The 18,502-nt window shown below is 62.6% G+C and carries 13 protein-coding genes and 1 riboswitch; of the genes, 11 read left to right on the forward strand and 2 right to left on the reverse strand.

Going from position 1 to position 18,502, the window contains the following annotated elements; all coding sequences use genetic code 11:
* Positions 1–2: 2 nt before the first annotated feature.
* Positions 3–644: a helix-turn-helix domain-containing protein gene (locus C7402_RS06240; RefSeq protein ID WP_116609988.1), complete on the reverse strand. Its 642-nt coding sequence runs from the start codon at positions 642–644 to the stop codon at positions 3–5.
* 535 nt (positions 645–1,179) lie between these two features.
* On the opposite strand from C7402_RS06240, the gene C7402_RS06245 reads away from it, so the two are divergent.
* The 9 genes from C7402_RS06245 to C7402_RS06285 all read left to right on the forward strand — a co-directional run bounded on the left by C7402_RS06245 (position 1,180) and on the right by C7402_RS06285 (position 10,936).
* Positions 1,180–2,277 carry a branched-chain amino acid ABC transporter substrate-binding protein gene (locus C7402_RS06245; RefSeq protein WP_224045105.1) on the forward strand — a complete coding sequence of 366 codons (1,098 nt, stop codon included), beginning with the start codon at positions 1,180–1,182 and terminating at the stop codon, positions 2,275–2,277.
* 275 nt (positions 2,278–2,552) lie between these two features.
* Positions 2,553–4,052, forward strand: a complete 1,500-nt coding sequence (gene amaB, locus C7402_RS06250; protein ID WP_116609990.1) for an L-piperidine-6-carboxylate dehydrogenase — start codon at positions 2,553–2,555, stop codon at positions 4,050–4,052.
* Positions 4,053–4,178: 126 nt separating this feature from the next.
* Positions 4,179–5,351: an NAD(P)/FAD-dependent oxidoreductase gene (locus C7402_RS06255; protein ID WP_116609991.1), complete on the forward strand. Its 1,173-nt coding sequence runs from the start codon at positions 4,179–4,181 to the stop codon at positions 5,349–5,351.
* A 128-nt stretch (positions 5,352–5,479) separates the two neighbouring features.
* On the forward strand, positions 5,480–6,709 hold the full coding sequence (locus C7402_RS06260; RefSeq protein ID WP_116609992.1) for an aminotransferase-like domain-containing protein: 1,230 nt from the start codon (positions 5,480–5,482) through the stop codon (positions 6,707–6,709).
* 133 nt (positions 6,710–6,842) lie between these two features.
* Positions 6,843–7,172, forward strand: coding sequence for a hypothetical protein (locus C7402_RS06265; protein WP_112169221.1), 330 nt, complete (start codon positions 6,843–6,845; stop codon positions 7,170–7,172).
* A gap of 179 nt (positions 7,173–7,351) precedes the next feature.
* Positions 7,352–7,455, forward strand: a riboswitch (SAM-I-IV-variant riboswitch).
* A 42-nt stretch (positions 7,456–7,497) separates the two neighbouring features.
* Positions 7,498–7,833 carry a hypothetical protein gene (locus C7402_RS46795; RefSeq protein WP_165841796.1) on the forward strand — a complete coding sequence of 112 codons (336 nt, stop codon included), beginning with the start codon at positions 7,498–7,500 and terminating at the stop codon, positions 7,831–7,833.
* A gap of 71 nt (positions 7,834–7,904) precedes the next feature.
* Positions 7,905–8,846 (forward strand): LysR family transcriptional regulator, encoded by a 942-nt coding sequence (locus tag C7402_RS06275; protein ID WP_116609993.1) that lies wholly within the window; start codon positions 7,905–7,907, stop codon positions 8,844–8,846.
* A 176-nt stretch (positions 8,847–9,022) separates the two neighbouring features.
* Positions 9,023–10,012 (forward strand): zinc-dependent alcohol dehydrogenase family protein, encoded by a 990-nt coding sequence (locus C7402_RS06280; RefSeq protein WP_116609994.1) that lies wholly within the window; start codon positions 9,023–9,025, stop codon positions 10,010–10,012.
* A gap of 93 nt (positions 10,013–10,105) precedes the next feature.
* The gene (locus C7402_RS06285) at positions 10,106–10,936 is read left to right on the forward strand and encodes an MBL fold metallo-hydrolase (protein WP_244314752.1); all 831 of its coding nucleotides are present in this window, start codon (positions 10,106–10,108) and stop codon (positions 10,934–10,936) included.
* Here C7402_RS06285 and C7402_RS06290 read toward each other — a convergent pair.
* Positions 10,909–12,441, reverse strand: coding sequence for an ATP-binding protein (locus tag C7402_RS06290; protein WP_116609996.1), 1,533 nt, complete (start codon positions 12,439–12,441; stop codon positions 10,909–10,911). The two genes, C7402_RS06285 and C7402_RS06290, sit on opposite strands and share 28 nt — an antisense overlap.
* A gap of 344 nt (positions 12,442–12,785) precedes the next feature.
* Here C7402_RS06290 and C7402_RS06295 point away from each other — a divergent pair, with 344 nt between their 5' ends.
* Both C7402_RS06295 and C7402_RS06300 read left to right on the forward strand, forming a co-directional pair.
* The gene (locus tag C7402_RS06295) at positions 12,786–13,469 is read left to right on the forward strand and encodes a response regulator transcription factor (protein WP_112169211.1); all 684 of its coding nucleotides are present in this window, start codon (positions 12,786–12,788) and stop codon (positions 13,467–13,469) included.
* A 37-nt stretch (positions 13,470–13,506) separates the two neighbouring features.
* Positions 13,507–18,501 carry an AAA family ATPase gene (locus tag C7402_RS06300; RefSeq protein WP_116609997.1) on the forward strand — a complete coding sequence of 1,665 codons (4,995 nt, stop codon included), beginning with the start codon at positions 13,507–13,509 and terminating at the stop codon, positions 18,499–18,501.
* The last annotated feature ends 1 nt before the right edge of the window (position 18,502 follow it).

The raw sequence follows: 18,502 nt of genomic DNA on the forward strand, positions 1-18,502 counted from the left end.
GATCAGATGCCGGGTGCGCCAGGCGCGCCGGCGTCGCTGTCGTGCGCGGCCGGGTGGGGTTCGTTGATGAGCCAGAGGACTTCCGCGTCCTCTTCGCTCGTCGACACGGCTGCGTGACCGGTGCGGCTGTCGAAATAGAGGCTGTCGCCCGCTTCGAGCTGGGTGGGCGCGTAAAGCTCGGAGTAGAGGCAGACCGAGCCGCTCAGCACGAAGAGAAATTCTTCGCCTTCATGCCGGCCCCATTCGGTGAACTCGTCCAGCGAGTGCGCCGTGACGCGAATGCGAAACGGGTACATCGACTTGTGCGCGAGCTCCGTTGCCAGCAGCTCCATCTGATAGCAGCCTGCCGAATGCCGCTGTCCGCCGCCCTTGCGGGTGAGCGCGCGGCGTCCGCTCGCGCGCGGCCGGGGCGCCGAGCCGAACAGTTCGCCAAGGTCGATCTTCAGACCGTGGACGATTTTTTGCAGCACGTCGAACGTGGGCGACATGACGCCGTTTTCCACCTTCGAGAGCGTGGAGCGCGACACGCCGCACACGCGGCTGGCGGCCTCCAGCGTGTAGTCGAGCTTCAGCCGGGCCGCCTTCATGCGCTTGCCCAGCTCCGCCGAGGCGTTCTCCGCAGGCTTCAGGGATGGGGTTTCCATTCGGGGACTCGGGAATGTTCGTATCGTACTCTGTGTTTCCGATCATAACATTTCAGTGTCGAGCGGCGCGCCTGGTTTTTTCGTTGAATTTGCATAGCATGACTAAATAAATCTCCAGCCGGGAAGTTGATGATTTCTTTCGCGAATCCAGGCGGAACAAGGCGCTCACCACGCGCGTACCGGGACACTCATCAGGTCGAGGCATAGCGCATATTCCGGCGCAATCGGGTATCCCCCAATGCCTGCGGGGCGGCGCGATCCTCCGTGTGGATCCCCCACGCAGGCGGGCTTGATGAGAAAAGCGCATCACGTGGTGATTAGATTTCGTTTGATGCGAGGCAATCGGCTGCTGACAATCGGCTCACGTTTTGCCCTTGCGCTGCCTTGCAGGGCGTGGCGCGAGACGAGTCCTGTGTGCCGAAGGTCCGCGCGACCGTTCGCGCGCATCACGTGCCGACTTCAGTTACCGAAGGAATATCGCATGCGTCCCCGTTTCCTCGCTTCTCGTCATGGCTGCGCCATCGCAGCGTCGTTGATGTTGGTTGCCGGCGCCGCGAGCGCGCAGGAAGTGGTCGTGAAGATCGGCGTGGCCAGTCCGCTCACGGGCGGCGGCGCGGCCTATGGCAAGGACATCGAGAACGGCGTGCGCCTGGCCGTCGACGAGGCCAACGCCACGCATCCGGTCATTGGCGGCAAGCCGGTCAAGTTCGTGATCGACTCGCAGGACGACCAGAGCGACCCGCGCATCGGCGTGCAGGTCGCGCAGCAACTCGCGGACGACCATGTGGCGGTTGTGATCGGCCACTTCAATTCGGGCACCACGCTGCCGGCCTCGAAGATCTACGCGAAGGCGGGCATTCCGATGATCACGCCGGCCGCGACCAATCCGGCCATCACGCAGGGCGGCTTCCCGACGATCTATCGCGTGATTGCAACCGACTCGCAAAACGCCGGCAACGCGGGCCACTATGCGGCGACGGTGACGAAGGCGAAGCGCATCGCGATCATCGACGACCGCACGGCCTTCGGGCAGGGTGAGGCCGACGAGTTCGAAAAGGCGGTGAAGGCGGCGGGCGGCACGATCGTCGCGCGCGAGTTCACGAATGACAAGGCGGTGGATTTCAGCGCGCAGCTTACGAGCATCAAGCGCACGAGTCCCGACCTCGTGTTCTTCGGCGGCCTCGACGCGCAGGCGGCCATGCTCGTCAAACGCATGCGCCAGCTCGGCCTGAAGGCGCAATTTCTCGCGGGCGGCGGCGTGATGGACGCGAACTTCATCAAGCTCGCCGGCGACTCGGCCGATGGCGCCTCGGTGTGGGAGTACGGCCAGCCGCTCGCCACGCTCCCCAAGGGCCGCGATTTCGAGGCGAAGTTCAAGCAGAAGTACGGCATCGACATGCTCGCCTACGCGCCGTTCGCTTATGACGCCACCTGGGTCGCCATCACGGCGATGCAAAAGGCCGGCTCGGCCAATCCGGCCCAGTTCAACGCCGCGCTCAAGGGCACGGACTACGACGGCATCACGGGCAAGATTGCGTTCAACGCGGCGGGCGACCTCAAGAGCCCCAGTTCAACGCTGTACCAGGTCAAGAAGGTGGCATGGGTGCCCGTGACCACGCGTACCGCCGATTGAGGGCAGCCTGATCTGCCGCCATCGCGCAGTCACGCCGCAGTGACCTTCGAGGGCGCCGCATCTTGCGGCGCCCGATGCTTTGTTTCCAATAGGAAATGAACGGCCGCCGGATGAGGCGGATTCGTGCCTGCGCCGTAGCGGAAAGCGGCCGTGGAACGATCCATGCGGCATGTCGAAATTCCCGTGGATTTTCGTGTTGTCGCCACAAATTTGCGCGTGTATAGTTTCCTAAAGTAGCAATGTTTCGTATCGGAAATTTTTAAGGGATTGTACCTATGAAAGCCTCCACCATCCTCTCGGATCTCGGTATCTCCCAGCTCGCGGAAGCGGGCGACATCGCCGTGCATTCGCCGATCAACGGCGAACTGATCGGCCGCGTCGCGAGCCAGTCGGCGGCCGACGTCGACGCCGCGCTCGCGAAGGCCCAGGAGGCGTTCAAGACGTGGCGCAACGTGCCTGCGCCGCGCCGCGGCGAACTCGTGCGTCTGCTCGGCAACAAGCTGCGCGAACAGAAGCGCGCGCTCGGCAGTCTCGTCACGCTGGAAACCGGCAAGATTTTCCAGGAAGGCCTGGGCGAAGTGCAGGAAATGATCGACATCTGTGACTTTGCCGTGGGTCTTTCGCGTCAGCTCTACGGTCTCACGATCGCTTCGGAGCGCCCCGGCCACCGCATGGCCGAAACGTGGCATCCGATGGGCGTGTGCACCGTGATTTCCGCCTTCAATTTTCCGGTGGCCGTGTGGTCGTGGAACGCGGCGCTCGCGCTTGTGTGCGGCAACGCAGTCGTCTGGAAGCCCTCGGAAAAGACGCCGCTCACCGCACTCGCCGTCAACAAGCTCCTGCAAGATGTGCTGAAGGAGTTCGGCGATGCACCGGAAGGTCTCACGAGTCTCGTGATCGGCGGCCGCGAAGTGGGGGCGAAGCTGGTGGCGGATCCGCGCTCGAGCATCGTCAGCGCAACGGGCAGCACGGAAATGGGCCGCACGGTGGGCGTGGAAGTCGCGCGCCGCTTTGGCCGCTCGCTCCTCGAACTGGGCGGCAACAATGCGGGCATTGTTTCGGCGACTGCCGATCTTGAACTCGCGCTGCGCGGCATTCTGTTCTCGGCCGTGGGCACGGCGGGGCAGCGCTGCACGTCGCTGCGCCGCCTGTTCGTGCACGAAAGCGTCTACGACAAGGCCGTCGAACGCCTCAAGACGCTCTACGGCAAGGTGGCGATCGGCAACCCGCTCGAACAGGGCACGCTGATGGGGCCGCTCATCGACGAGCAGTCGTTCGCGCGCATGCAATCGGCGCTTGAGCAGGCGAAGCGCGAAGGCGGCAAGGTGTTCGGCGGCGAGCGCCACGCGGTGGCCGGCAACGAAAAGGGCTTTTACGTGCGCCCGGCAATCGTCGAGATGCCGTCGCAAACCGAAGTTGTCCTGAAGGAAACGTTCGCGCCGATTCTCTACGTGCTCAAGTACAGCGACTTCAACGACGCCATCGAGGCGAACAACGCCGCGCATCACGGTCTTTCCTCGTGCGTGTTCACGACCGACCTGCGCGAGAGCGAGCGTTTCCTTTCGGCCTCGGGCAGCGACTGCGGCATTGCCAACGTGAACATCGGGCCGAGCGGCGCGGAGATCGGCGGTGCGTTCGGCGGCGAGAAGGAGACCGGCGGCGGGCGCGAATCGGGCTCCGACGCATGGAAGGCTTATATGCGCCGCGCGACCAACACGGTCAACTACTCGTCGGCGCTGCCGCTCGCGCAGGGCATCGACTTCAACGTCGAGTAAGCGCGCTCGAACAGCACGCGAAGGAACGCCTGTGAAGGCGGGGCGGCCGGGCGCACTGCGCGCCCGGTCGTGGATCGATTCGCGCTATGAAAGCGCGTCGCAGTGATCTGCAATCTGGAGCCAGTCGTGAGTTCTCAAGTCGTTATCGTTGGCGGCGGGGCAATCGGGAGTTCTATCGCCTACTTTCTGCGCGCCGCGGATCCAACCGTTGCCGTCACCGTTTTCGAGCGTGATCCGAGCTACGCGCGCTCATCGTCGGCGCTCTCCGCGGCGTCGATCCGGCAGCAATTTTCCACGCCGCTCTCGATCCAGATGTCGCTCTTCGGCATCGAGTTTCTGCGCTCGATCGGCGAGCGGCTTCAGGTGGACGGCAACCGGCCGTCGATCGATCTGCATGAAGGCGGCTATCTGTTTCTCGCCACGGCAGCGGGTGAGGCGACGCTGCGCGAGAACCACGCGTTGCAGACGCGCCTTGGCGCGGACATCGAACTGATGTCGAGCGACGCGCTGCGCGCGAAGTTTCCCTGGCTCAACGTCGACGACCTCGCGAGCGGCGCCTACGGACGCAGCGGCGAAGGCTGGTTCGACGGCTATGGCCTCGTGCAGGCGTTGCGCAAGAAGGCCCAGTCGCTCGGCGTGCGCTATGTCGCCGCCGACGTCACGGGCGTGGTGCGCAACGGCCGCAAGGTCACGCACGTGATCGCGAGCGACGGCGAACGCCATGCATGCGACACGCTCGTGAATGCCGCCGGCGCGTGGGCGCGCAAGCTTGCAGAAATGATGGACATCGACATACCCGTCCGTGCGCGCCGCCGCAGCATCTTCAATGTGTCTTCGCCCGCGCGGCTGAGCCACTGTCCGCTATTGATCGATCCCTCGGGCGTGTACTTTCGCCCGGAGGGCAATACCTATATCACCGGAACGTCGCCGGGCCCCGAGAACGATCCCGACGATCTGCCGCTCGACGAAGTGGATCACGCCATTTTCGACGAGGTGATCTGGCCCACGCTGGCAAACCGCGTGCCGGGTTTCGAGGCGTTGCGCGTGGAGAACTGCTGGTCCGGTTATTACGAGTACAACGTGCTGGACCAGAACGCCATCATCGGTTATCACCCCTCCATCGACAATTGCGTGTTCGCCAATGGCTTCAGCGGCCACGGTTTGCAGCAGGGACCGGCGACGGGGCGGGGCGTGAGCGAGTTGATCCTGCATGGTCGTTACACCACGCTCGACCTTTCCTCGCTCGACTGGTCGCGCGTGCTCGAAAATCGTCCTATCGTCGAGAAGAACGTGGTGTGAAGCCGCCCGCGCGCGCGGAGCTTGATGAGCAATCCGCATCATGTCGTGATTAGATTTCGTTTGATGCGCGCGCGAGGGCTGACCACAATCGAGGCTTGACTGCTGATCCGCTACGGGCCATTCACGACATGTACGATTTCACCGAACCCTTTCGGCATCCTGCCGGTTCTCCGATTCGCGAGCTTTTCAAGTACCTGGGAGAACCAGGCATGATTTCGTTCGCGGGCGGCTATCCGGCCAGCGACCTGTTCGACACCGACGGGTTGCAGGCGGCCGCGGCGCAGGCATGGCAGGTGTCCACGCGCTGCCTGCAATACGGCCCGACCGACGGCTTGCCCGAACTCAAGACGCAGTTGCTCGCGCTGATGGCGCGCCGTGGCGTGACCTGCACGGCCGAGGAAATGCTCGTCACGACCGGGTCGCAGCAAGGTCTCGATCTGCTGCTGCGCATCCTGCTTGCGCCGGGCGACACGGCTGTGACGGAGCAGCCCGCTTATCCGGCTACGCTGCAAGCGCTCAGGCTCCAGCAGGCGAATATCGTCACGGTGCCGGTGGACGGCGACGGCATCGACGTCGGCGTGCTCGCGGCGCGTCTCGACTCGGGCGCCATCGCGCGGCCGAAACTGCTCTACACCGTGCCGACCTTCGCGAATCCCACCGGCGCCACGCTCACGCGCGAGCGGCGTCTCGCGTTGTTGCGCCTCGCCGTGCAATACCGCTTCGTGATCGTGGAAGACGACCCGTACGGCGACCTGCGTTTCGCGGGCGCCGCGGTGCCGTCCATGCTCGCGCTGGCGAGCGAAGTGGAAGGGGCGCGCGACTGGGTCGTGCATTTTTCGAGTCTGTCGAAGGTCGTTGCGCCCGGCCTGCGCGTGGGCTGGACGATTGCGCCGCCCGAAATCGCGCGGCGTTGCGTGATCGCCAAGCAGACCGTCGATTTGTGCAGCACGCCGTGGACGCAGGCCATCGCGGCGCGCTATCTGGCGGCGGGCTCGCTGGAGCGGCATCTTCCGCGCATTGCGCAGGCGTATCGCGGCAAGTGCGAGGCGCTGTGCGACGGCTTGCGCGCGCAATTCGGCGACGCTATCGCGTTTCATCAGCCCGAAGGCGGCATGTTCGTGTGGGCGCGCATTCCCGGTGTGGCGATTGACGCGCTGTTGCCGAACGCGATTGCGAGCAAGGTGATCTTCGTGCCCGGCAAGGCGTTTTTCGCCGACAATGCGGACCCCGCGTCGCTGCGTCTTTCGTTTGCCGCGCCGAACGTGGACGAGATACGCGAAGGCGTCGCGCGCTTGCAGCATGCGACGCATGCCACGCGTACGACGCGCAAGGCGAGCGCCGCCTCGGTCAGCGCCTGAACGGTTGGGGCGCGGCCGGTCCGCTACGCGAGCCGCACGTGGCCGCCGGCGCGCAATTGGTCAGAATGGGCGCGCAAGATGCGTCCACTCAGGTAGGATGAGTGCACCACGCACACGACCGCCGAGGTCACTCATGAACTGGTCCACTCACGACCCGCTGGATGCCGCCACCGAGGCGCTCTCGACGCTGGCCGAATATCTGGAGCGCTCGCTCGACAGCGGCAAGAGCCTGATCCTCGTGCGCTCGCAAAGCGACAAGAGCGAGGTCTACCTTGGCGACGCCGGCGAGCCCCAGGCGGACTGGCAACGGTGCGGCGTGGTTCGGAACGCCGTGGTGAGCGCGATTCTGGAAGCCACGCGCTCGGGGCACAACGAACTGGATATCGGCGGCCAGACCTACCGCTTCGTACGAACGTTCACACAGGTGGAGAACCACGGGGCCGTCGTCATTTCGGCTTCGTAGGTCTGTGAGGTTCGAGTAGGGGCCATATCGGGTAACGCCGGCCTTTGGAGGCCCGGCTGGTTCTTTGGCTCCGTTGTTGGGTTCAAACCAGTTGAAGCCAGGCTCGCCGGGCTTCTTGTTCGAACGCGAAATTTCGGTATAATGGACCGAAGTTCGAGATGTCGAACGAAGTATCAGAAGTCATGCATCCAGAGTCGGACTGTCCGACGCCAACCTGCCCGCCCGGGCAAGGTGGACGCCTTTGAGGCGATGCGGCCGATTGACGGCAACGAAACGGGAGCGGCATAGCTGGCACCGGTTCGAAAAACATTCATCCGGAGCGACTATGCGCCAAGATACCTCTGCCACTTCCCCCGCAGTCTGCGAAGACTGGTCGCACGTCCTCCCTGGCTTCACGTTGACACATACGGTTCACCTGGTATCGGGATTGAATCTGGGTGTCGTCTCGACAGCCGCCGCCGTACTCGAAAGCGAAACCGCCGCCGTCGACCGTTGGGCCGTCACCCGCTGCGGCGACGTGCTCGAACAGAAAATCGTGCTCAGCGACATGACGGAAGGCCAGGCGGTTCGCCTGCGCGAACAGCTAGCCGCACTCGACGGCGTGTTGCGCACGAGGATGGAACATCATTTCGTGCGAGCCGGTTCGGCAAGCCTGGCTTAACGGGGATTGTTGCAGCGACGTTCAACAATGGAGCGATATCATGTTCACCTGATTCCGCTCCTGGAGAACGCATGGAACTGCTGCAAGCAATGAAGGTTTTCAGCGCGGTGGCGAAGCTGGGAAGCTTCACGAACGCGGCGGAAGTGCTTCAGGTAGGGCGCCCGCACGTCACGCGTTACGTCCAGGATCTCGAGGCCGCGCTTGGCGTGAGGCTCTTTCAGCGGACGACTCGCAGCGTGAAGCTCACGGCGGAGGGCGAGCAGTTCTACGCGCGCACCGAGGAAATTCTCGCCGGTATCGACGATGCAACCACGATGTTCAGCCAATCGAGCGAGGCAATGCGCGGGCGGTTGCGCGTCGATCTGCCTGCTGCGCTGTCCCAGCAGAAATTCCTCGACCGCCTGCACGCGTTCAGTCATCAATATCCCGGCCTCGATCTCGTACTCGGGGTGACCGACCGCACGGTCGATCTGGTGGCCGAAGGCGTCGATTGCGTCCTGAGAATCGGCGACCTGCCGGATTCGAGTCTGGTCGGCAGGCGGGTAGGCGCGGCGGTCATGGTGATGTGCGCTTCCCCGTCGTATCTGGCCGAATACGGTACGCCGGCGTCCTTGTCGGATCTCGCGGCACACAAGGGCATCCATTTTCTTTCGGGCCACGACAACCGGCCGCTCGCCTGGCGCTTTCTCGAAGACGGGCAGGAGCAGACCGCCGCCTGTAGCGTGAGCATCAGCGTGAACGAGTCGAACGCCTACGTGCGTTGCGGCGTCGCCGGATTCGGGCTGATCCAGGTGCCGGGAATTCTGGTGGAGCGGCAACTCGCAGAGGGCGCGCTGGTGGAGGTGCTGGCGCCTTGCCGGCCAACGCCGTGGCCCGTTTCGCTGCTGTATCCCAGCCGCCAGTATGTCTCGCCTCGCGTGAGGCTTTTCTCCCAGTGGCTCATCGATGAACTCGTCTCGCTAGACGAGACGTGGTTCGTGCCTTGGCACCGCGCGGCCGGGAAACCGGAATAGGCGCGACGAGACGATTGTGCGGCGGCGTGCCCGTCAGGGAGATTGTTGCCCTGCGAGGAAACAGTCAGTTGCTCGTGAATTCATTTATCCGCGCCTGTCGCAGGCCTAAAGTGCCAGTCACCAGCCCGTTGCCGACGCACCGGCAGCGAAGTTCACGACGCACTTGAGGTCCAGACATGTCCAAGGTAGTTCGCTTTCATCAAATCGGCGGCCCCGAGGTGCTCCAGTTCGACGACGTCGAAGTGGCCGCGCCCCAGGCGGGAGAAGTTCAGATCCGGGTCAAGGCTTTGGGTATCAACCGCGCCGAGGTCATGTACCGCACGGGCCAATACGTGATCGACCCCGTGTTTCCTGCGAAGCTCGGCTATGAGGCTTCCGGCGAAGTCATCGCGGTCGGCGCGGGCGCCAATGCGTTTTCCGTCGGTGACGCGGTCAGCGTCATTCCGGCGTTCTCATTCGCCGAGTACGGCATGTACGGCGAAGTGGTGAACGCCCCGGTTCATGCCGTCGCAAGGAATCCGGCCGGCGTCACCCACGAAGAAGCCGCTGCCACCTGGATGATGTTCGTCACGGCGTACGGCGCGCTGATCAACTACGGCAAGTTGAAGAGCGGGGACACCGTGGTCATTGGCGCTGCGACCAGCAGTGTGGGGCTGGCGGCAATCCAGGTCGCGAACATGGTGGGAGCCCGGACCATCGCCCTCACACGAAGCAAGGAGAAGGAGCGCACCTTGCGAGAAGTCGGTGCCGACCACGTGTTGCTCGGCGACGATCCGAACCTCACCGACGCAATCCTGCGAGCGACGGATTCCAGCGGCGCGCGCGTGGTGTTCGACCCGGTCGGCGGCCCGAACGCGCGAAACATCATCCGGGCGATGTCCCATGACGGTATCTACTACCAATATGGCGCGCTCGATTCGCGGGATATTCCCGTGCCCGTCATGGAAATCCTGACGAAGCACATCGTTATTCAAGGCTACGAACTATTCGAAATCACGACGGACCCGGACAAGCTCGAGCAGGCCAAGGCGTTCATTTCGGAAGGGCTGGCTTCGAAAGCGTTGCGACCGGTTATCGACCGGGTATTTCGATTCGACGACATTGCCGAGGCGCATCGTTACATGGAAGCCGGCAACCAGATCGGCAAGATCGTCGTCGCGCTTTGAATATCACCACGCTCACACCGTCAATGCGAGGTCATCATGGGTTCCCGATTTGCGTTCCAGGCGCCGGCCGTTAACAGAAGGAAGGTGGGTGACATGACCGTCACCATGCTGAGTGACGGGTATCTCGACGTCTCCTTCGAGTTGCTCGACGGCATCGACGCCGCCCGGGCCGAAGCGCTGCTCGAACAGCGCGGCGCGCCGCCGTTGCCCCGGATGAATATCAATGCCTACGTCGTTCAGACCGCGGACCGGACCATCCTGATCGACAGCGGCGCGGGCGGCATCAATGGTTGGGGCGGCCGCCTTCAGGTGGCGTTGGCCGCTGCGGGCATCGACCCGCTCGAAATCGATACGATTCTGCTCACGCACGCGCATCCCGACCACATTGGCGGGCTCGCCGGTCCGCTGCAAACACCGATATTCAGGAACGTGCAGCATTTGTTCGTGCATGAGAAGGAGCTCGCATTCTGGCGCGACGACGCAATCTATTCGAATGCGCCCGACGGCTTCCGCCCGTTTTTCGACGTGGCGAGAAATGCGCTCAACGCCTACGGTGAAAAGCTGGTTCCGTTCCGGCAGGAGTCGATTTTGCCGGGCATTCAGACGGTCCCGTTGTTTGGCCATACGCCGGGACATACCGGCTACCTGCTGGGTAACGGGAGTGGTAACGGATCGGACTCCCTATTGATCTGGGGGGACATCGTTCATTTCCCGCACATCCAGATGGCGCAACCGGCGGTCACCATTGCTTTTGATAGCGACCCGGCGCAGGCTGCGCGCATTCGCGGGCAACTGCTCGACCGGATGGCAACCGACAAGCTGACCATTACCGGCATGCACTTCAATTCGCCCACTACCGGCTCTGTTCAGCGTGACGGGGGCGCGTACGTGCTCAACTACGATCTGTGGTCGCCGGTGATTTGAGCACGTCTTCCCGGGCCAAAAGTCGCCACCTTCAGCCGGGGGAACGATACGTCGGCGCCTTTACCGCCTGCGTACAGGGCGTGTTTTTCCACAACCGCGCTCAGTTCCCCGGCCTCGGCGAGTTTCTCCCTTCCATAGGAACGCGCGGGGGCCAGCACTTGATACGTGGGCTCGGTGCCGTCGATATACAGTTCGACCAGCGATTTGTCGACCAGCTCGCAAACGCAGTCCATCACGTCCAGCGGCGAAAGCGTGTCGTCGTGGGCGACCTGGCACGCTGCGTCCGAGTCGAAGCGGCGGTCGAACACGCAAAGGCGCCGGAACACGGTTTGCTCGCTGTCACTCAACATCTCGAAGCTCCAGTCCAGGGAACCACGCAGGCTCTTGTGCCTGACCTCCGCCGTTCTATATCCCCCGCCAAGGTAGAGCAACGGTTCTTCGAGTCCATCCCGGATGCGCTCCAGCCCGAGAACCGCAGCGCGTCCGGCCGCCAGTTCAATGGCAAGCGGTACGCCGTCCAGGCGTCGGCAAATCTCCTCGACCACCTGTAGACGATTCTGGTCCACGTCGATGCTCTGTCCATTGGAGGACAGCCGCCGCAGGAACAAACGCACGGCAGGGCAGTCGAGTCGGGACTCGGCATTCTCGTTTGCCTTGGGCAGGGCGAGCGGGCCGACGCGATAGACAACTTCGCAAGGTACGCGAAGCGGCAACCTGCTGGTCACGAGCACCAGGAGTTCGGACGGGCGACGGCAAGCAAACTCGATGAGTGGTGCGACGTGCTCCACAACGTGTTCCGCGTTGTCGATGATGAGCACGCCCTTCATTTTCGCGAGCATGTGCGCCGCGAACTGAAGGTCGGGGTCCCGCCCTTCGAAGCTGAAGCCACACTGGGTCGCAACGGCGTCGATCACATCTCGACCGGTGCTGTGGGCAGCCAGTTCCACGAAGTGCACGTCTGAAACCCGCTCTTGCGCAAGCCGGTGCGCAATCTCGCGGACAATCGATGTCTTGCCGATTCCCCCGGCACCCACCAGCGTCAGGACGTGCGTAGACGACAGTTTTGACCGTATCTCGGCGATCGTGCGCTCCCGGCCGAGCAGCCCCTCTTTTCCGGTTATGGCATCTGCGTTGCCGCGAGTGAGAGGGGCGAGCGTGGCGGGCTCGGTTCGGGGAGGGATCAGGTGGTAGCCGCGCCGCGGCACCGTTACAATGAGTTTGCCGTCCGCCCCGAGTGCCTTGCGGATGGAGCAGAGGTGCACATGCAGGTTGTTTTCCTCGACAATCGTGTCTGGCCAGACTGCGTCCATCAGTTCGGTTTTCGTCACCACGCGGCCCGCTGCCCGGGCGAGTACCGCGAGAATGTCGAACGCGCGAGCCCCGAGTTCCTGTACGTCACCGCGACGGCGCAATATCCGTATTCCGAGGTCGACCTCGCATTCGCCAATCCGGATGATCTGGCAGCCGGAAGCGAGCATTGGGAGATGAGGTATCGCTTGGGTCATGGCGGTTGCATCCGATGGTAATCGGGAAGTCCCGGCGGGCAGGTGATTGATTGATGAGTTGTCGTGACACGCACGGTCGGTGTCGAATGGATATTAACCGAGGCGATTTTTCCTCCTCATTACCGATGCATTAAATTTCGTTAACGCTTTCTATCAGGTTCATCAAGTTCATTTTCTGACGTGCCGGCCGGCAAGCGTACGACGCCGACATGATCGGAACATGGACAAAACATTAACTAAATTTAATGAGTCGGCGAAAGGCTTAGTTTTCAGGCAGAGCGGATAATCCTGGATCGGTTGTCGTGCTGAAAAGCGAGGCATCCTGGCAATTACGAGTGACGCGGATGAAAATCTTGTTAGTGGAAGACAACATGCAGGTAGCCGGCTTCCTGGTAAAGGGCTTGACGGAAGCCGGCCATGTCGTCGATTCCGCCGATAACGGGCGCGATGGCATGTTCCTGGCCATGGGCGGGGGGGCTTACGATGCCGTCATCCTCGACCGCATGCTGCCGGGAGGGGTTGACGGGCTCAGCATTGTCGCGGCAATGCGGGCAACCGGGAACAAGGTCCCGGTGCTCATCTTGAGCGCCATGGATGCGGTCGATGAGCGAATTCGGGGCCTCAAGGCGGGCGGTGACGACTACGTCGTCAAGCCTTTCGCCTTTGGGGAGGTGCTGGCGCGTCTGGAGGTGCTCCTGCGTCGGTCACAGAATGATGCGGTCGAATCGACGCTCAAGTGTGGCGACCTGTGCATCGACCTGTTTTCCCGGAAGGTTTCGCGTGCCGGAAAGGTCATTGCGCTCAAGCCGCGCGAATTCAAGCTGCTCGAGTATTTGATGCGGCACGCCGAGCAGGTCGTCACGCGGACCATGCTCCTTGAGAACATCTGGGACTATCACTTCGATCCGCAAACGAACGTAGTCGACGTGCACGTGAGCAAGCTTCGGCAGAAGATTGACGCCGGGTTTGACGTATCACTCTTAAGAACCGTCCGCAACGCCGGGTACATGCTCTCGGCGAACGGATAAAAGCTGGCGTCGGAGCGGATAGCAGCGACGGAGAGTCATGGATATTGAAGAATCGACGACCGAATTGCTATGGGACGACGGCGTCCTCGCGCTGTCGCGCGTCGAGGCCGGCGACGGCGGGGCGACGCGACTGGTTGTGCGGGCAACGACCCATCAGCCTTCTGCTCAAACGCTGGCGTTGCTCGAAAACGCCTATTCGTTGCGTGCGCATCTGGATGGTCCTCGCTTCGCGCGGCCCGTCGAACTCGTCCAGGACAGTTCCTCCGTCTCCCTGCTGCTCGAAGACCCGGGCGGCATTCCCTTGTCCATCATGGACACGTCGCGGCTTTCGCTCGGTCAGATCTTGTCGATCGCAGCCAATGCGGCGTCCGCCCTCGATACCCTCCATCGTCGGGACGTCATACACAAAGGCGTCCGGCCGGCGCATCTGCTAGTAAATCCGGCCACCTGGGCGGTAGCGCTGACGGGTTTTGGCGTGGCGAAGCGGGTTGGCGCCGCTGGCGACGAATCGGTCCTGTCGCTTACGGCCGCGCCTGCGTACCCGTATCTCGCGCCTGAGCGTACCGGGCTTGTCAATCGCCCGGTCGACACACGTTCCGATTTGTATTCGCTAGGTATCCTTATTTACTGGACGCTCACGGGGAAATATCCGTACACCGCGAATTCCCCGGGCGAATGGCTTTATTGCCATACGGCGCGCAAGCCTGTGCCGCTGCGCGAGTATGTTCCACATGTCCCTGAATCGCTGGCGGCCATTGTCGACAAGTTGCTCGCCAAGGCTGCCGAAGACCGTTACCAGACGGCGCGTGGCGTCGAACACGACCTGCGCTTGTGCGAAGAGCAATGGCGCACCGGCGAACGCTTCTCGCCATTTGTGCCCGGAGCCGCGGACTCGGACGACCGCCTGTTGATACCTGAGCGGCTTTACGGTCGGGAAGCCGAGCTGGGTGCGCTGACCGATGCGTTCAACCGGGTCGCGCATGACGGCACGGCCGAGTTCGTGCTGGTGTCCGGTTACTCAGGAATCGGGAAGTCGGCGCTCGTCGAGGAATTCCAGCATTCGATGGGGCGTGGGCGATTTGCCTCGGGCAAGTTCGACCAGTTCAAGCGAGATATCCCGTACGCGACGATTGCGCAGTGCCTGGAGTCGGTCGCCAGACAGATTCTCAAGGAAGACAAGCGGGAGCTGGCAAAGTGGCGAAAGCGCATCGAGCATGCACTTGGGCCGCATGGCCGCTTGTTGACCGACCTCATTCCCGCGCTCGAGCAAGTCGTTGGTCCGCAATCGGAGATTGCGGAGATGCCCCCTGAAGACGCGCACAAGCGCTTCGTCGCGGCGTTGACCCGGCTCATCGAGGCGTTTGCGACGCCCGAACAGCCGCTGGTGCTGTTTCTTGACGACCTGCAATGGCTGGACGCTGGAACCATTTCGATCCTGGAGGCGCTAGGGCGGGGCCCCGGGATTGCCCACTTCCTGCTCATTGGGGCGTTCCGCGACAACGAGGTGGGTCCCAGCCATCCTTTGGCGCGCGTAGTGGGTGACGTTCGAACCGGTGCGGTGCAAGTGCGTGACCTGCTGTTGGCCCCGCTGGTGGTTGACGACGTGGAGCGACTCGTTCGTGACGCGACCCGCAGCGATACGCCCGAGACCGGACGACTCGCGCAATTGATGTTCGAGAAGACCGGGGGGAACCCTTTCTTTGCAGTCCAGTTTCTGCGCGTCCTTGCAGACGAAGGCCACCTGACGTTTGACCGCGCCTCGCGTCAATGGGTGTGGAATGTCGACCAGATTGCGCAGGGCGCTTTCCCCGTTAGCGTCGTCGACTTGATGGTGAGCCGGATTGGGCGGTTGCCGGAGCGCGCGCGACGGCAGCTCGTCGATTTTGCTTGCCTGGGGGCGACCGTGGCGACGTCGGTATTGGCGCAAGTGGGCGGCCTCTCAAACGACGAAGTTGACTCCGCACTGGCCGAAGCCATTGCCCAAGGTCTCGTTTACCGTCATTCGGATGGGTATGCCTTCGTCCACGACCGGATCCAGGAGGCCGCGTACGCGTTGCTGACCGACGCAGAGCGCGCGCCATCCCATCTGCGCATCGGTGAACGCCTCGATACCGGAGATGGCGACCCGAATCTCGAACGCAACATTTTCGAGGTCGTTAGCCAGTACAACCGGGCGCTCCACGCCATCGGCGATGCGCAGATGAGGACGCGCGTCGCGCTGCTGAACCTGCGCGCGGGCCGTCGCGCGAGAGCCGCCGCGGCGTACGGCACGGCGCTGAATTATCTCCACGTGGGAAGCGGGATTCTTGGCGATGAGGCGTGGACGACCCATTACGCCGAGAAGTTCGACCTCGAACTTCTGCTTGCCGAGTGCACGTTTCTTTCCGGCAATCCATTGCTCGCCGACGAGCGCCTGCGCAGGCTCGAAAGCTTCGCCGGCAGCGTACCGGACAAGGCCGCAGTGGCCTTTCTCCGGATAACGTTGCACACCGCTTTGGACCAGATGGCTGCGGCGGTGGATATTTGCCTGCGCTATCTTCGCGAAGTCGACATTGATTGGGTGGCTCACCCGGACCGCGAAGCGGTCGACAGGGAGTACCAGAATCTGGCTGACAAGGTGAAAGGCGGCTCGATTGCCGCTTTGCGCGATAACCGGTTGCTCGATGACGAAACCGTGGAAGCCACGCTGAACGTATTCACAGCGACCTTGCCCCCCGCGTTTTTCACCGACGAGAATCTGGTGTGCCTGATATTGACGCGCATGGGCAACCTGAGCATCGCGCACGGCAATGCCGACGCCTCTTCATTGGGGTTTGCGTATCTCGGCATGGCGGTCGGCCCATTCTTCGGCGACTACGTGGCCGCCTACGAGTTCGGCAAACTCGGGATGGCGCTCGTCGACGAAAGGGGGCTTGATCGATTCCGCGCACGCGTCTACATGTGTTTCGCGTATCACGTCATGCCATGGACGCAGCCGATTCAGGCCGGCATACCGCTGCTACGCCGCGCATTCGAGGTGGCAACGCAATGCGGCGACATCACCTATATCGGATTCTCCAGTTGCTGCCTGGTCACGGCGCTTCTTGCTGCGTCCGCGCCGCTGGCCGAAATCGAAGCGCAGGCTGTCGAGCGTTTGCGCATCGTGCGAGCCGCAGGGTTCGGGCTCATTGTCGACATCATCAATTCGCAGCTCGCACTGATTCGCGAAGCGCGGGGCGGCGCGCCCTGGTTTGGCTCGCCCGACGCGGACTATCCGAGTGCGCAGGCTTTGGAGCAGCATTTCGAGGGCAATCGTTCGCTTGATATTGCCGCATGCTGGCACTGGATTCGCAAGCAGGAAGCGCGATATCTTGCGGGCGACACAGCGGGCGCATTGGAGGCTGGCAGGAAGGCTGCTCCGCTGTTGTGGACCACATGGGGGCATCAGGAAATCGCCGTGTACCACTTCTTTTCGGCGCTAACCTGCCTCCGCGAAAAAGATGCGGTCTCCTCACAATCTGACGTCCTGATGGACGCGGAACTGGCCGGGCACGTGAGCAAGGTCCGCGGATGGGCACAGTCCAATCCGGCCAGCTTCGGCGCGCGCGAAGCGCTGGTCGACGCGGAAATTGCGCGCGTAAGCGGCAATGCATTCGAAGCGATGCGGCAATACGAGCGAGCGATCGAATGTGCGCGAAACAGCCGATTGCTCCATCTCGAAGGACTCGCCAACGACATGGCCGGCCGGTTCTACGCGAAGCGTGGCTTTGCGACGATCGCAACGGTCTACCTGCGCAGTGCACGGTCTGCCTATCTCAACTGGGGCGCGCTTGGCAAGGTCGAAATGCTGGACGCAGAGTTTCCTGACCTCAGAGTCACGGAGCCAGGAACTCCGGTGGTGGGGGCGTTGGAAAATCAGCTGGAGATGGAAACTGTCGTCAAAGCCTCGCAGGCAATATCGAGCGAGCGAGTGCTCGAGCGCCTGATGAACACGCTCATGACCATCGTTCTCGAGCATACGGGCGCGAGGCGCGCGTTGCTCATCCTCCCGCATGAAGAGAAGCTCAACATCGAAGCCGAGGCCACTGAGGGAAGTGACGTTCGCGTGGAGCGGCGCGCCGCCTCGCCGCGAACCGTGCCGCTATCGATGCTCCACTACTGCCTTCGCACCCACGAGACGTTGCTTGTCGACGATGCGGCTGCGGAAAATGCATTTGCGCCCGACGAGTATTTCAGCGCAAAGGAATCGCGTTCGGTGCTCTGCCTGCCACTCGTCAAGCAAACGAGGCTGGTGGGGGCGCTGTATCTGGAGAACGAGCTCGCACCCGGAGCGTTCACGCCTTCGCGAATGGCCGTGCTGAAGTTGCTGGCATCGCAGGCCGCGATTTCGATTGAGAATGCGAGTCTGGAGCAGGTCGAAGCGCTTCTCGAAGAGAAAGACGCGCTGCTGCACGAGGTGCACCATCGAGTGAAGAACAATCTGCAACTGATTAGCAGTCTCTTGAGCCTCCAGGCATCGCGCGTCGAGGACAAGGTCGTTGCCGAGCTGTTTCAGGAGAGCCGAAACCGTGTTCGTTCGATGGCGATGGTTCATGAGAATCTGTATCGCGCAGGCAACTTCGCGAGAATCGACATGGCGCCTCACATCAGGAATCTTTGCGCCCACCTCTCGCGTATTTACAAGCTGAGTCAATCGAACGTCAGTTTGGATGTTGCCGTCGACGACGTCCAGCTCGACATGAATCGCGCGATCGCATGCGGGATGATCGTCAACGAACTGGTTTCGAATGCGCTCAAGCATGCTTTCCCGAGCGGTCGAAACGGGCGGCTGCGTGTCGAACTGATCGCCGTCGGAGAGAATCGGTGCCGGCTTGGTGTCGCCGATGACGGTGTGGGTTTGTCGCCGGCGTTCTCGCTCGAACGTGCGGAAACGCTCGGACTGCAACTTGTGTTTGACCTCTCCAGGCAACTGCACGGCTCGGTGGAGGTGAGCCGCGGGGGCGGCACGACATTCGATATTCACTTCGGACTTCAACAAGCGGAAGGCCAGTAAC

Origin of the sequence: Paraburkholderia unamae, from assembly GCF_003096875.1 — a bacterium.
Taxonomy (GTDB): Bacteria; Pseudomonadota; Gammaproteobacteria; order Burkholderiales; family Burkholderiaceae; genus Paraburkholderia; species Paraburkholderia unamae.

What these genes read in the sequence shown, in the direction of transcription:
- C7402_RS06240 (WP_116609988.1), bottom strand. Translation starts at nt 644, where the DNA reads ATGGAAACCCCATCCCTGAAGCCTGCGGAGAACGCCTCGGCGGAGCTG.
- C7402_RS06245 (WP_224045105.1), top strand. Translation starts at nt 1,180, where the DNA reads ATGTTGGTTGCCGGCGCCGCGAGCGCGCAGGAAGTGGTCGTGAAGATC.
- amaB (WP_116609990.1), top strand. Translation starts at nt 2,553, where the DNA reads ATGAAAGCCTCCACCATCCTCTCGGATCTCGGTATCTCCCAGCTCGCG.
- C7402_RS06260 (WP_116609992.1), top strand. Translation starts at nt 5,480, where the DNA reads ATGTACGATTTCACCGAACCCTTTCGGCATCCTGCCGGTTCTCCGATT.
- C7402_RS06265 (WP_112169221.1), top strand. Translation starts at nt 6,843, where the DNA reads ATGAACTGGTCCACTCACGACCCGCTGGATGCCGCCACCGAGGCGCTC.
- C7402_RS46795 (WP_165841796.1), top strand. Translation starts at nt 7,498, where the DNA reads ATGCGCCAAGATACCTCTGCCACTTCCCCCGCAGTCTGCGAAGACTGG.
- C7402_RS06275 (WP_116609993.1), top strand. Translation starts at nt 7,905, where the DNA reads ATGGAACTGCTGCAAGCAATGAAGGTTTTCAGCGCGGTGGCGAAGCTG.
- C7402_RS06280 (WP_116609994.1), top strand. Translation starts at nt 9,023, where the DNA reads ATGTCCAAGGTAGTTCGCTTTCATCAAATCGGCGGCCCCGAGGTGCTC.
- C7402_RS06285 (WP_244314752.1), top strand. Translation starts at nt 10,106, where the DNA reads ATGACCGTCACCATGCTGAGTGACGGGTATCTCGACGTCTCCTTCGAG.
- C7402_RS06290 (WP_116609996.1), bottom strand. Translation starts at nt 12,441, where the DNA reads ATGACCCAAGCGATACCTCATCTCCCAATGCTCGCTTCCGGCTGCCAG.
- C7402_RS06295 (WP_112169211.1), top strand. Translation starts at nt 12,786, where the DNA reads ATGAAAATCTTGTTAGTGGAAGACAACATGCAGGTAGCCGGCTTCCTG.
- C7402_RS06300 (WP_116609997.1), top strand. Translation starts at nt 13,507, where the DNA reads ATGGATATTGAAGAATCGACGACCGAATTGCTATGGGACGACGGCGTC.